Raw genomic sequence first — 13926 nt, 5'->3', positions numbered from 1 at the left:
GCCCGGGTCGTCGTACGGGACGACCCGGGCCTCGTGTGCGGAGCGCTGGCGATTACTCGGCTGCGGCCTCGTCAGCCGGAGCTGCGTCGGCTGCCGGAGCGTCGTCGAGCACGGGCTCGAGCGACAGCTTGCCGCGGTCGTCGATCTTCGTGATCTTGACGAGGATCTTCTGACCGACCGACAGGACGTCGTCGACGTTCTCGACGCGCTTGCCACCGGCGAGCTTGCGCACCTCGGTGACGTGGAGCAGACCGTCCTTGCCCGGGAGCAGCGAGACGAACGCACCGAACGTCGCGATCTTCACGACGGTTCCGAGGAACTGCTCGCCGACCTCGGGGTTGGTCGGGTTGGCGATCGCGTTGACCTGGGCGCGGGCGGCCTCGGCCGAGGGGCCGTCGGTCGCGCCGATGTAGACGGTGCCGTCCTCCTCGATGGAGATCTGCGCACCGGTCTCGTCCTGGATCGCGTTGATCGTCTTGCCCTTCGGGCCGATCAGCTCGCCGATCTTGTCGACCGGGATCTGCACGCTGATGACGCGCGGCGCGGTCGGCGCCATCTCGTCGGGAGCGTCGATCGCGGCGTTCAGGACGTTGAGGATCGTCAGACGCGCGTCGCGGGCCTGGGTCAGCGCGCCGGCGAGCACCGACGACGGGATGCCGTCGAGCTTCGTGTCGAGCTGGATCGCGGTGACGAACTCGCTGGTGCCGGCGACCTTGAAGTCCATGTCGCCGAGAGCGTCCTCCGCGCCGAGGATGTCGGTGAGGGCGGCGTAGCGCGTCTCACCGTCGACCTCGTCGGAGACGAGCCCCATCGCGATACCGGCGACGGCTGCGCGCAGCGGCACACCCGCGTTCAGGAGCGAGAGGGTCGAGGCGCAGACGGAACCCATCGAGGTCGAGCCGTTGGAGCTCAGCGCCTCGGAGACCTGACGGATCGCGTAGGGGAACTCCTCGCGGCTCGGCAGCACCGGCACGAGGGCGCGCTCGGCGAGGAAGCCGTGCCCGATCTCGCGACGCTTCGGCGAACCAACACGGCCGGTCTCACCGGTCGAGTAGGGCGGGAAGTTGTAGTGGTGCATGTAGCGCTTGCTCGTGGTGGGCGACAGCGAGTCGATCTGCTGCTCCATCTTGAGCATGTTCAGCGTGGTGACACCCATGATCTGGGTCTCGCCGCGCTGGAAGATCGCCGATCCGTGGACGCGCGGGATGACCTGCACCTCGGCGTCGAGCGGACGGATGTCCGCCAGACCACGGCCGTCCATGCGCACGCTCTCCGTGAGGATGCGGCCGCGGACGATCTTCTTCGTGACGGACTTGTACGCCGCGGAGAACTCGAGCGGGGCTCCGGCCGGCAGGTTGCCGGCCTCGACGGCTTCGATGAGCTGCGCCTTGACGCGGTCCTTGACCTCGTCGTCCTTGCCCTGACGCTCGAGCTTGTCGGCGATCTGGTAGACGTTCACCAGGTCGTCGTAGGAGCGCTCGGCGACGAAGTCGTAGACCTCGCTGGAGTACGGCGGGAAGACCGGGTACACGCCCGGCTCCTTCGCCGCGGTGGCGGCGAGCTCGGCCTGAGCCTTGACGAGCTGCGCGATGAAGGGCTTCGACGCTTCGAGACCCTGCGCGACGATGGCCTCGTCGGGCTTCGTGGCGCCGGCCTTGATCAGGTTCCAGCTGCCCTCGGTCGCCTCAGCCTCGACCATCATGATCGCGACGTCTTCGGTGCCGTCGGCCTTGGTGACGACACGACCGGCGACGATCAGGTCGAACACGGCTTCGCTGACCTGCTCAGCGGTCGGGAACGCGACCCACTGGTCGGCGTGCTCGCCCTGGCCGGGGATGAACGCGAGACGCACACCGGCGACGGGACCCGAGAACGGGAGACCCGAGATCTGCGTCGACGCGGAAGCCGCGTTGATCGCGAGAGCGTCGTAGAACTCGCCCGGAGCGATCGAGAGAACGGTGATGACGATCTGGACCTCGTTGCGCAGGCCGTCGACGAACGACGGACGCAGCGGACGGTCGATGAGACGGCAGACGAGGATCGCCTCGGTCGAGGGACGACCCTCGCGACGGAAGAACGAGCCGGGGATCTTGCCGGCAGCGTACGAACGCTCTTCGACGTCGACCGTCAGCGGGAAGAAGTCGAAGCCCTCGCGCGGGTGCTTGCCTGCGCTGGTGGCCGAGAGGAGCATGGTCTCGCCGTCGAGGTACGCGGCGACTGCGCCCTGAGCCTGCTGCGCGAGGCGGCCGGTCTCGAAGCGGATGGTGCGGGTGCCGAAGCGGCCGTTGTCGAGAACGGCCTCGGTGGCGGTGATTTCAGGACCTTCCAAGAGGTCTCTCCTTCTTTGTTTAGACTCGCGAATCCGTATGACGCGCGAGCGTGTTCGTGAAGGAGCGGATGCAGCCGGATACGGGCGCGCGGGCAATCCCGCGAATGTCACCTGCGCTGGCCACCAGTAGAAAGCCACCCGACGACCGCGCCGAGGAACCCACCACAGGGGACCAGCTCTCCGCCGATCGCTCCATGAGTCGATATGAAGTTGTGCAGTCGACAGACGTCGACCTCGACCAGCCTACCAGCGGCGCCACAGAATCCCCCCGCGATCGCGCCATCCGGGTGTTCGGTCACGCCACGGCCACGCGGCGTTCACCGGCCGGACGCCGGCGCGTGAGGAGCATCCGGTGTCCTGACACCATGCGCATGTCAGTGATCGGGTGCGGGTACCTCGGTGCCGTGCACGCCGCAGCGATGGCCTCGATCGGACACGACGTCATCGGGATCGACGTCGACGCGCAGAAGGTCGCCGCGCTGGCGAGCGGCACCGCGCCGTTCTTCGAGCCGGAGCTCGGCGAGCTCCTGCAGGAGGGCCTCGCGTCCGGGCGCCTGCGATTCAGCACCGAGATGTCTGACGCGGCCGGGGCGGCGATCCACTTCATCGCCGTCGGAACCCCGCAGATCCCGGGCGGACACAGCGCAGATCTGCGGTTCGTCGACGCCGCAGTGGCCGCGCTGCTCCCCCACCTGAGCCCGGGGGACGTGGTCGCCGGGAAATCCACCGTGCCCGTGGGGACGGCCGAGCGACTCGGCTCGGTCGTCGCCGACACCGGCGCGACCCTGGTGTGGAACCCCGAGTTCCTCCGCGAGGGGTGGGCCGTGCATGACACGATCTCGCCCGATCGCCTCGTGGTGGGCGTGCCGTCGGGCGCCGACGGCGAGCGGGCAACCGCTGCGCTGCACGAGGCGTATCGCCCCGCAGTGGAGGCCGGCACGCCGTTCCTCGTGACGGATCTGGCGACGGCCGAGCTTGTCAAGGGCGCGGCGAACGCCTTCCTCGCCACCAAGATCTCGTTCATCAACGCGATGGCCGAGATCGCCGAGGCGGCAGGCGCCGACGTCGCACTCCTCGCGGATGCACTCGGACACGACACCCGCATCGGACGCCGCTATCTGGGATCTGGCATCGGGTTCGGCGGCGGCTGCCTCCCGAAGGACATCCGCGCGTTCGCGGCCCGCGCCGAGGAGCTCGGACGCGGAGAGGCCGTGGGGTTCCTCCGCGAGGTCGACTCGATCAACCTCCGACGACGCGACAGAGCCGTGCAGCTCGTGGTGGACGCCCTCGGCGGCCTGGTGTTCGGACGGCGCATCGCGGTGCTCGGCGCCGCGTTCAAGCCCTTCAGCGACGACATCCGCGACTCCCCCGCCCTCGACGTCGCTGTACGGTTGCGCGGCCTCGGCGCGGACGTGATCGTCACCGACCCCGCGGCCCTCGACAACGCCGCGGCGGCGCATCCCCAGCTCGGATACGCGACCGAGCGCGACGACGCGCTCCGCGACGCCGACGCCGTGGTGATCGTCACGGAGTGGGACCTGTACCGTCGCGAGATGACGCCCGAGCACGCCGGGTCACTCGTCGCAGGGCGTGTCATCGTCGACGGCCGGAACTGCCTCGACGCCGCCGCCTGGCGGGCCGCCGGCTGGACGTACCACGGCATGGGACGCCGCTGATCGGACGCGCGTCGCACGGGCGAGGTGGTCCCCCGCCCCGCGCCACCCGAGCTGACCGGGCAGGCACCGAATCGTGTCAGCTCACCCGTGCCCCGCTGCGCGAGGGGGATCTGCCCAGGAAGACGTAGTCGTCGTGCTTCGCGCTGCGCCCGTCGCCCGCAGCGCGACCGTGCAGTCGACGCCACACCCAGGGCAGAGCGTGCCGCCGCCACCACAGGCCCGCGCCGATCGGCTCGTGCTCGTGCAATGCGGCGTCGAGAGCGCCGAGCGCGTCCGCGTGCGGGACGGCCAGCACCTCGCCCGCCCGGTACGCGAGGAAGCGGTGACCGCGGCTGCTGAGATGCACGAGATCCTCCCCCCAGTTCGGCCGGTCGGGAAGGGAGGGATGCAGATCGGTGTCGATCAGGATCGCGCCCGTGCGCGCGGCGATGCCCGCGAGCGCTGTGGCGAAGGCCGCGAACCGGCGGGTGTAGATCGCCGCCGCCCGTCGGCGAGGGAGGAACGGCGTGACCAGCACGACATCCGCCCCGATGCCACGGAGTCGCCGCACCGCTTCCTCGAGCTCTGCGGCGAGCGCGGGCACATCGACGGTCGGCTTCACGAGGTCGTTCGCGCCGATGAGGATGGACACGAGATCGGGCTCCAGCGCAAGGGCGCGTGGGAGCTGAACCTCGCAGACGTCCCTGACCCTCTTCGATCGGATCGCGAGGTTCGCGTAGTGCAGACCGCCCTGGGCGGCGAGCAGAAGTGCGAGGCGGTCCGCCCATCCGCGCAGGGCTCCGTCCGGCGCCGGGTCGCACAGACCCTCGGTGAGAGAGTCGCCCAGCGCGATGTAGCGGCGCCAGCGACGGGTGTCGACCGGGGCCGCGATCTCGGGGCGGGTCAGGCGCCGCGCGCGGAGTCCTGCGTCCACGGCGCGGAGAGTCCGCGCCTCGTCGAAGTGGCCGAGCAGCTGGTCGCAGACGCTCGACCAGCTGCGCCCCTGGACGGCCCGGTGTCCCGCGTCGCCGAACGCCCTGCGCTTGCGCCCGTCTCCGGCGAGGTCGGCGACGCGCATGCGCAGGTCGGCCAGGTCGCCCGGACGGTACAGCCATCCGTCGATGCCCATCCGCACGAGGTCCAGCGGACCGCCACGCCCGGTGGCGACGACGGGGACTCCGCTCGCGTGCGCCTCCTGCAGGGTCTGGCCGAACGTCTCGCTCTCCCCCGGGTGCACGAAGACGTCGAAGGATGCCGTGGCCGCAGCGAGCGCGTCTCCGTCGAGGTGGCCGAGGAAGACCGCGTCCGGCATCATCGCCTGGAGCCTCGGACGGCTGGGACCGTCGCCGACGATCACCAGACGCACACCGGGGATCGACCGCAGCACGGCGAGGTCCTCCACCTGCTTCTCGGGGGCGAGGCGGCCGACGTAGCCGACGATGACGCCTCCACCCCAGGCTGCCCGAAGCTGCTCGCTCCGCCGCGAGGGCCGGAATCGATCGGCGTCCACTCCACGCCCCCACCGGCGCACGCGGTCGACGCCGAGTGACGCGAGCTGCCGCGCGGACTCCGCGGATGGTGCGAGCGTGAGAGTGGACCGTCGATGCAGGCGGGCGATGTGCGTCTGCGCGATGCCGGTGGTCGCGGCGATGCGGTACCTCTCCGTGTACGCGGCGACATCGGTCTGATACGCGGCGACCGCGGCGACGTCGAGACGCTCTGCGGCGAGCGCTCCCCGCCAGCCGAGCGCGAAGGGCGACGCGAGGTGCACGACATCGGGACCGAAGCGATGCAGTGAGGCAGCGACGCGGAAGGCGGGTGAGGTCCCCACGCGGACGTTGCGGTACCCCGGGAGAGGAAGACTGGGGATCGCTTCCACCGTGGCTCCGTGCATGTGTGCGGGGATCCCGTCGGCATGCGGCGCGATCACGTGCGCCTCGTGCCCCGTGCGTTCGAGGTGCTTCAGGATCTGCAGGACGGATCCGGTGACACCGTTCATGTGCGGAAGGAAGGACTCTGTCACGATCGCGACTCTCACACGCCCAGGATGCCGTCGACAGCACGGCCGGATGCGCGAAAAGCCCCGGGAGCACCAGAAGTTCACCCGATGCTGGATGACGCGTCACCGGCTATCCCTATGGTGGTTGCCGTTGACCCGCGCCGACCCGTCTGGACCCGTTCCCATCGATCTGCTCACCGGCCCCTGGGCCCTCACCGTCATGAGCGTCCTGGTGCTCGGCGACGCCTTCTTCGTGATCGTGCCCGGCGAGATCGCGGTCACCGCTCTCGGAGCGATCGCATCGGACACCGGAGCCCCACCGCTGTGGGCGGTGGTCGTCTACGCCGGTGTCGCGGCGGCTGCCGGCGACGCGGCGTGTTACCTGATCGGCCGCACTGTGGGCACCGAGCGCTGGCGATGGATGCGAGCACCCCGTGTACGCCGGGCTCTCGAGTGGGCAGGGCGTCGCCTCGACGGGGGCACGGCCGCGGTTCTGTTCACGGCCCGTTTCGTGCCGTTCGCCCGCCTGGCGGTCAACCTGGTCGCCGGCGCCTCCCGCATCCCTGCCGGGCGGTACCTGTGCCTGGTCACGGTGGCGGCATTCGGGTGGGCGGCGTACCAGGCCTCGGTGGGCGCCGTCGTCGCGGTGCTCGTCCCGGGTGGCCCGGTCGTCGCGGTCATGGTGTCGGTGCTGATCGCCGTCGGCCTGGGTGCCGTGATCGATCTCGTCTCCCGCAGGGCGCGGAGGTGATCTCCCGCGTGTCCGAAGCGTGCCCTAGGCTGGCGAACATGAGCACCGAAGAAGGCGCCTCCTCCAGCGAGGAGATGAAGCGCAAGTTCAAGGAAGCGCTCGAGAAGAAGAACGCGCACCACCGGCAGGGTGAGGCCCACCTGGACGGCGACTCCGCCGTCCACGGCGCGCCTGCCCCGCAGACGCGGCGCGAGTTCCGACGCAAGAGCGGTTGACCGCACGGATGCGGGAGCCGACGCCCGTCGGCTCCCGCATCCCTCTTCCGGCCCTGATGCTCAGTTCTGTGCGGCGCGTGCGCGCGCCCGCTCCTCCTTCGCCGCCATCTCGTCCAGTGCGGACTCCTTGAGTCCCTGCACATCGACGGCCTTCTGCTCGTCGGCCATCCCGTGCTCGTCGACCCCGTCGAGCTGCGATTCTTCGAAGGGGAGCGCACCGCTCAGCACCTGCTGCACCCGATCGCGATCGATCTGACGGGTCCAGGTGCCGATGAGCAGCGTGGCGACCGCGTTGCCGGTGAAGTTCGTCAGCGCGCGTCCCTCGGACATGAAGCGATCGATCCCGACGATCACCCCCACGCCGTCGACGAGGTCGGGACGGTAGGCCTGGAGGCCGCCCGCGAGCGTCGCGAGACCTGCGCCGGTCACGCCGGCCGCTCCCTTGCTGGCGATGATCATGAACACCAGGAGGCCGATCTGCTCGCCGATCGACATCGGCTGCCCCATCCCTGTGGCGATGAACAGCGAGGCCATCGTCAGGTAGATCGCCGTCCCGTCGAGGTTGAACGAGTACCCGGTCGGGACCGTGATCCCGACGACCGGCTTCGAGACGCCGATGTGCTCCATCTTCGCGATGAGGCGCGGCAGCGCGGATTCCGACGAGGAGGTGCCGACGATCAGCAGGTATTCGCGGGCCAGGTACTTGACGAGGCTGAAGATGTTCACCCGGGTGACGGCGAACAGCAACGTTCCGAGCACCACGACGATGAACAGGAAGCAGGTGATGTAGAAAGCGATCATGAGCACGCCCAGGCTCCAGATCGCCGCGACACCCGTCTTGCCCACGACTGCCGCGATCGCTCCGAATGCGCCGAGCGGGGCGAGCCACAGGATCATGCCGAGGATGCGGAACACCAGCTTCTGGAGGTTCTTGACCGCATCCATGATCGGGGCGCCCTTGTCACCGAGTCCCTGCAGGGCGAAGCCCACGAGAAGCGCGATGAAGAGCACCTGGAGGACGCTCTCACCGGTGAAGGCCGAGAAGAAGGTCGTCGGGATGATCCCGAGGATGAACTCGGTCGTCGTCTTCGCCTCGGTGTCGGTGGTGTCGTAGTTGGCATTCGCCATGTCGAGACCCGCACCCGGGTGGATGATGTTGCCGACGACCAGGCCGATCGCGAGCGCGAACGTCGACATGACCATGAAGTAGAGCAGCGCGAGGCCGCCGATCTTGCCGACCGTCGCCGCCTTCGCGATCGACCCCACGCCGACGACGATCGTGCAGAAGATGATCGGCGCGATCATCATCTTGATGAGCGAGACGAAACCTTTGCCGATCGGCTCGAGGCTCTGACCGACCTCGGGCCAGATCAGACCGACCGCCGCGCCGAGCACGACGGCGATGATCACCGACACGTACAGCCAGGTGTGCCGGTCCCAGGCCTGCTTGCCTCGCCGCCAGTGGAAACCGGGAAGCGAGAACCCTGTCGTGATGGCCATGTTTTCCTCCTTGATCATGAACGTCGTCGTCTCATGCCCGCAGGCTCCCTCGCCTTCGGTAAGCTCACCGTCGCGGACTTCCTCCGGCAGCACCATTTGTGGTCGTATTGGTCGCCACCGATATCCGGACTCCGCGATCACCGACGATCGAAAGGACGCGATGAGACACGCGCGCGACACGAGGAGCACGGCGTCTCGCGTCTTCCTGGTGCTCCTGGCCGCCGCAGTGGTGGTCGGCGCCATGGTCGCCGTCTTCCTCGTCGTGGATGCACAGCGCGCCACCCATGCCGAGGCGGAGCGGGTGACGGCGGCCACCGCGGTGACACTCGCGTCGTCCCCTCTCGTCATGGACGCGCTCGCGACCGAGGAGCAGGCCGACGCGACCCGCGCACTCGAGCCCTACGCGCTCGATGTGATCGCGGACGCCGATCTCGACTTCGTGACGATCATGACTCCCGACGGCACGCGCCTCACGCACCCCGACGTCGATCAGATCGGCGGAGCGTACCTCGGCACCATCCCCGATGCGCCGCGCACGCTCACCGAGGTCTTCACCGGCACCCTGGGCCCGTCGGTCCGAACCATCGTGCCGGTGGTCGCCTCAGACGGCGAACTGCTCGGCTGGGTGTCGTCCGGTGTGACGATCGAATCCATCTCCGAGACCCTCGTGCGCCGACTGCCGCTCTCGATCGGCATCACCGTCGGACTCGTGGCCCTCGGCGCTCTCGGCGCGTGGATCGCTCGGCGGTTCACCCGCGGCATCGCGGGAGATCTCCCACCCGGCCAGGTGAGAGATGCCGTGTCCTCCTACGAGTCGCTGCGCACCCTGGGCGATGCGCTGCGCGCTCAGACGCACGAGCACGGGAACCGCATGCACACGGCGGTCGCCCTTCTCGAGCTGGGACGCAACGACGAGGCGATCGAGATCCTGACCGAGACCTCGCGCCAGAGCCAGTCACTCGTCGATCAGGTCACCGCACGGCAGGCGGGCGACCCCGCCGTCGGCGCGCTGCTTCTCGGCAAGGCGTCGCAGGCCAGGGAGCGCGGGATCGACTGGCGGGTCCGCATCGACCCTGACACGCCTGCCTCCCCCCTCTCCCCCGTCGACAGCGTCGCCGTGCTCGGCAACCTGATCGACAACGCCATGGATGCCGCGGCCACCGGCACCGAGCGCTGGGTCGAGGTCTCTCTGCGCCCCTCGGACGATGGCGGAATCGTCCTCGAAGTGTCGGATGGCGGCGACGGCATCCCCTCCGAGTTGCACGAGCGTGTCTTCACCCGAGGATTCTCGACGAAGCCGGCAGGGGCACAGGGCCGAGGTGTCGGCCTCGCGCTCGTCAGAGCGGTGGTGGTCGGCGCGGGCGGTACCGTGGACCTCTCCGCTCACCCCACCACGTTCACCGTCGTCCTCCCGCCGACGAGAGGACGAAGGACCCCATGATCCGCACCCTGATCGTCGACGACGACGCACTGACGCTCGAGCTCCACCGCTCGTATCTCGAGAGGATCGACGGCTTCGTCGTCGGCGGGGTGTGCACCGGTGCCCGGGCCGCGCTCACCGCCGTGCTCGAGCAGCCGTACGACGAGGCGTTCGATCTCGTCCTCCTCGACATCACGATGCCCGACGGCTCGGGCATCGATGTGCTCCGCGGGCTCCGCTCCCGCGCCGCGGCTGTGGACGTGATCGCGATCACCGGTGTGCGCGATGCGGACGCCGTCAGGCAGATGGCTGCCCTGGGCGTGTACCAGTACCTCGTCAAGCCGTTCCCCTTCGCGGTGTTCCACGAGCGACTCACCGCGTATCGCACGTACCGTGACCAGGCACGGTCGACGGCAGGCGAGGCGACCCAGTCCGAGATCGACGCGCTTCTCGGACGCACGACAGGGACGATCCCGATTCCGAAGGGGCTGTCGGCCGCGACGCTGCAGAAGGTGACCGCCGAGCTGCGTTCATCCGGCACCGCCGTGTCGGCGACCGAAGCGGCCGCGCGGCTCGGGATGTCACGGGTGTCCGTGCGGAGGTATCTGGAGCATCTCACCGAGTCGGGCATCATCACCCGCAGCGCCCGCTACGGCGCACGAGGACGCCCCGAGACGGAGTACCGCTGGACGCGACGCGCAGGCGCAGACGACTGACGTCAGCGCGGCAGCCGCCCCGCGTGGATCAGCGATTCCGGGTCGGCGGCAGTCCTCATGGAGCGCAATCGATCGAGCGCCGCCGGATCGCCGCAGCGCTCGAGAGTCTCGCCGGGCCCCAGGAAGGTCGGGACCGTGTGCGGGGCGATCGCGTGATCCAGAACCCCGCGGAAGCCCGCCATACTGGCCTCGCCCGGTTCGCTCGGCACCCCGGGGAAGACGGGCACCAGCGCGTGGAGCAGCCAGTCGACGTTCTGAAGCGTCGCGAACCCCGCACGTCGAGGTTCGTCCAGCGCGCCCCCGAGCATCCGGATGTCGATGCCCATGATCGGCCACTGCTCCGGCAGCTCGCGGAAGCGGAACAGGTCGTCGATCGTCGCATCGTCGAGCGATGAGAGCGCGGCAGACACGCCCCTGCCCGGCGTCGGTTCGGTGGGTTCACCGCTCGACGCCGCGACGGTCTTCGGCGACGTGGCGCCCGATACCTCACGATGGACAGTGCCCGCTCGCCTGACGCGCTCGATCAGTTCGTCGGCGGCTCCGACCGTGGACAGTGCCTGCACGGTGAGGAAGCTGCGTCCACGGATCTCGTCGGGAAGCTGAGGAGAATCGGGCATACGCATCGAATTCACGAACAGGTTGAGCGATGCCGGGGCCGCTGCGGAAATGTCTCGGACCGCCCGCATCACCGAACCGGCGTCCGCGGCGTCGAAGGTGAGCTCGGTGCCCCACAGAGTGGGCGCGGGAACCAGATCGATCTCGAGGTCTGTCACGATTCCGACGATGCCGCCTGCGCCGCGCAGCGCCCACATCAGATCCGGGTCGCTCTCGTCGTCGACCCGCTCGTGGGTCCCGTCGCTCCGCAGCACCCACGCGGCCCTGAGGTTGTCGGACCCGAGCCCCGCCGTGCGACTGAACCAGGAATGACCGCCGCCCAGGGTGTAGCCCGCGACGGCGACGGCCGGGCTCGTGCCGGCCGGAGCGACCCAGCCGGTGCCCTCGAGTGCCTCGACGACGGCGCCCCAGCGGACTCCGCTGCCGACGCGCACCACACCGGAACCGAGGTCGACGGACATCTCGTCGAACGCCGCCATGCGGACGATGACGGCGTCGGCCAGGTCCCCGTCGGCGCCATGACCGGTGGGCTGCACGGCGAGCGTCGCACCCGCGTCGCGCGCCGCCTCGAGAAGAGTGCGCAGGTCACGCAGATCGGCCGGAGCGGCCACGGCCGCCGGATGCTGGTCGATCGCCAGGTTCCACGGGCGGCGCGCCCTGTCGAAGGTGTCGTCACCGGGGAGGATGAGGGTGCCGCTCAGGGCATCCCGCGCGGATTCGAGCGCAGAGCGAAGGGCCATGAGGTCACCGTACGACGCCCGTCGGACATCGTCTACGGCCTCATGGCCCTGCATGCGTCCCGGTCAGGGGCGCGGAACGGTCATTCCCCGGCGAGGCCGCCGAGCATGTGACCGAACGACCGCCCCTCGCCCAGGTAGGTGGCCGGATCGTACGGGTCGGCGATCGCGGTCGTCTCGCGCCGCGCGATGGCCTCGGCCAGTTCGCGGGCGCCCCTCTCGACCCGCTTCGCGAGCGGCGCGACGTCGTCTCCGGCCCCACCCCAATCGCTGGATGCCGCGAACACACCGGTCGAGACCGCCTCGGCGTGCAGGTAGGCGAACAGCGGACGGATCGCGTAGTCGATCGCGAGCGAGTGCCGCGCCGTGCCGGCGTTGGCGCCGATGAGCACCGGCTTGCCGGTGAGCGCGTCGGGATCGAGCACGTCGATGAACGACTTGAACAGACCGTTGTAGCTCGTGGAGAAGATCGGCGTGACAGCGATCAGGGCGTCCGCCGACACCACGGTGTTGATTGCAGTCTCCAGAGCGGGCGGGGCGAACCCCGTCAGCAGATTGTTCGTGATGTCATGCGCGTAGTCGCGCAGCTCGATCACGTCGACGGTGGCGTCGATGTCGTGCGCGGCGAGCGCCTTCACGGTCTCGGCCGCGAGACGATCCGCGAGCATCCGCGTCGACGAGGGGTTCGAGAGCCCCGCGGAGACCACGGCGATCCGACGAGTGGCCATCTCAGGCCTCCTTGCGGCTGAGTCCGAAGGCGGCCCCGGCAGGAGCCGGGGTGTCCTGATACGGAGAGTCTCCTGTCAGGTTGTCGCCGCGGTTCGCGCCGGGACGAGCCTGACGCGTGGGGCCGTCGCCGAACTCGGCCCGCACACGCGCGGCGTGCGTCGGCGCGTCGGGGACCGATGCCGGGCGGTCCTTCGCCAGCTCCTTGCGGAGCACCGGCACGACCTCGGAGCCCAGGATGTCGAGCTGCTCGAGCACCGTCTTCAGCGGCAGCCCGGCATGATCGATCAGGAACAGCTGACGCTGGTAGTCCCCGTAGTGCTCGCGCATCGCGGCGTACCGGTCGATGACCTGCTGAGGCGAGCCGACCGTGAGCGGGGTCATCTCGGTGAAGTCCTCCATGCTCGGACCGTGCCCGTAGACCGGGGCGTTGTCGAAGTACGGCCGAAACTGGTTCACGGCGTCCTGCGACTTCGCCGCCATGAACACCTGTCCGCCGAGGCCGACGATCGCCTGCTCGGGCGTGCCGTGACCGTAGTGCGCGTAGCGCTGACGGTACAGCTCGATCAGCCGCTGGTAGTGCTCCTTGGGCCAGAAGATGTTGTTGGCGAAGAACCCGTCACCGTAGTAGGCCGCCTGCTCGGCGATCTCCGGCGTGCGGATGGAGCCGTGCCAGACGAACGGCGCGATGCCGTCGAGCGGGCGCGGAGTCGAGGTGAAGCCCTGGAGCGGCGTGCGGAACTTGCCCTCCCAGTCGACCACGTCCTCCCGCCACAGCTTGTGCAGCAGAGCATAGTTCTCGATCGCGAGCGGCAGACCCTGACGGATGTCCTTGCCGAACCACGGATACACGGGCCCCGTGTTGCCGCGGCCGAGCATGAGGTCCATGCGGCCATCGGAGATGTGCTGCAGCATCGCGTAGTCCTCGGCGATGCGCACCGGGTCGTTGGTCGTGATGAGCGTCGTCGACGTGGAGAGGATCAGACGGTCGGTCTGAGCGGCGAGCGCAGCCAGGAAGGTCGTCGGGCTCGAGGACCAGAACGGCGGGTTGTGGTGCTCGCCGATCGCGAAGACGTCGAGACCGACCTCTTCGCTGTGCGTGGCGATCGCCATCGTCGCCTTGATGCGTTCCTGCTCGCTCGGAGTCACTCCCGTGGTCGGATCGCGCGTGATGTCGCTGACCGACATGATGCCGAACTGCACCGGGACGCCTGACTGCTCGCTCATGATGATTGCTCCGTCTTCTCCGAATCGGGTGTCATC

11 protein-coding genes are annotated in these 13926 nt (G+C 69.3%); 5 read left to right on the top strand and 6 right to left on the bottom strand.

Features of this window, described 5'->3' with window-relative positions; genetic code table 11:
• Window positions 1-52 precede the first annotated feature (52 nt).
• Entirely contained in the window at window positions 53-2329 is a 2277-nt protein-coding gene (locus HWD99_RS04190) for a polyribonucleotide nucleotidyltransferase (protein WP_241794991.1), read from the bottom strand.
• A 365-nt stretch (window positions 2330-2694) separates the two neighbouring features.
• On the opposite strand from HWD99_RS04190, the gene HWD99_RS04185 reads away from it, so the two are divergent.
• Window positions 2695-4005 (top strand): UDP-glucose/GDP-mannose dehydrogenase family protein, encoded by a 1311-nt coding sequence (locus tag HWD99_RS04185; RefSeq protein WP_241794990.1) that lies wholly within the window; start codon window positions 2695-2697, stop codon window positions 4003-4005.
• A gap of 76 nt (window positions 4006-4081) precedes the next feature.
• On the opposite strand, the gene HWD99_RS04180 is transcribed toward HWD99_RS04185, so the two are convergent.
• Window positions 4082-6007 (bottom strand): GDSL-type esterase/lipase family protein, encoded by a 1926-nt coding sequence (locus HWD99_RS04180; RefSeq protein ID WP_241794989.1) that lies wholly within the window; start codon window positions 6005-6007, stop codon window positions 4082-4084.
• Window positions 6008-6134: 127 nt separating this feature from the next.
• On the opposite strand from HWD99_RS04180, the gene HWD99_RS04175 reads away from it, so the two are divergent.
• Together HWD99_RS04175 and HWD99_RS04170 are read left to right on the top strand one after the other, a co-directional pair.
• Window positions 6135-6734: a DedA family protein gene (locus HWD99_RS04175; protein WP_241794988.1), complete on the top strand. Its 600-nt coding sequence runs from the start codon at window positions 6135-6137 to the stop codon at window positions 6732-6734.
• A gap of 38 nt (window positions 6735-6772) precedes the next feature.
• Entirely contained in the window at window positions 6773-6949 is a 177-nt protein-coding gene (locus HWD99_RS04170; protein WP_091232420.1) for a DUF5302 domain-containing protein, read from the top strand.
• 60 nt (window positions 6950-7009) lie between these two features.
• Here the strand turns inward: HWD99_RS04170 and HWD99_RS04165 are convergent, their stop codons facing one another.
• A complete protein-coding gene (locus HWD99_RS04165; RefSeq protein ID WP_241794987.1) occupies window positions 7010-8449 on the bottom strand; it encodes a cation:dicarboxylate symporter family transporter in 1440 nt (479 codons plus the stop codon).
• A 160-nt stretch (window positions 8450-8609) separates the two neighbouring features.
• On the opposite strand from HWD99_RS04165, the gene HWD99_RS04160 reads away from it, so the two are divergent.
• Both HWD99_RS04160 and HWD99_RS04155 read left to right on the top strand, forming a co-directional pair.
• Complete coding sequence (locus HWD99_RS04160; protein WP_241794986.1) at window positions 8610-9890, top strand: ATP-binding protein; 1281 nt, start codon at window positions 8610-8612, stop codon at window positions 9888-9890.
• Window positions 9887-10585 (top strand): response regulator, encoded by a 699-nt coding sequence (locus HWD99_RS04155; protein WP_241794985.1) that lies wholly within the window; start codon window positions 9887-9889, stop codon window positions 10583-10585. Before HWD99_RS04160 ends, HWD99_RS04155 begins: the two co-directional genes overlap by 4 nt.
• Window positions 10586-10587: 2 nt before the next feature.
• Here the strand turns inward: HWD99_RS04155 and HWD99_RS04150 are convergent, their stop codons facing one another.
• The 3 genes from HWD99_RS04150 to HWD99_RS04140 form a co-directional block, all read right to left on the bottom strand.
• Entirely contained in the window at window positions 10588-11940 is a 1353-nt protein-coding gene (locus HWD99_RS04150; RefSeq protein WP_241794984.1) for an FAD-binding oxidoreductase, read from the bottom strand.
• Between the two features lie 80 nt (window positions 11941-12020).
• Complete coding sequence (locus HWD99_RS04145) at window positions 12021-12665, bottom strand: FMN reductase (protein ID WP_241794983.1); 645 nt, start codon at window positions 12663-12665, stop codon at window positions 12021-12023.
• Window position 12666: 1 nt separating this feature from the next.
• Entirely contained in the window at window positions 12667-13890 is a 1224-nt protein-coding gene (locus HWD99_RS04140) for an LLM class flavin-dependent oxidoreductase (RefSeq protein WP_241794982.1), read from the bottom strand.
• Window positions 13891-13926: the final 36 nt, after the last annotated feature.

The sequence above is a fragment of the Microbacterium sp. C5A9 genome, assembly GCF_022627955.1.
Taxonomy (GTDB): Bacteria; Actinomycetota; Actinomycetes; order Actinomycetales; family Microbacteriaceae; genus Microbacterium.
Note: the sequence above shows the minus strand (reverse complement) of the source record. Positions and strands in the feature narration are given on the sequence as shown.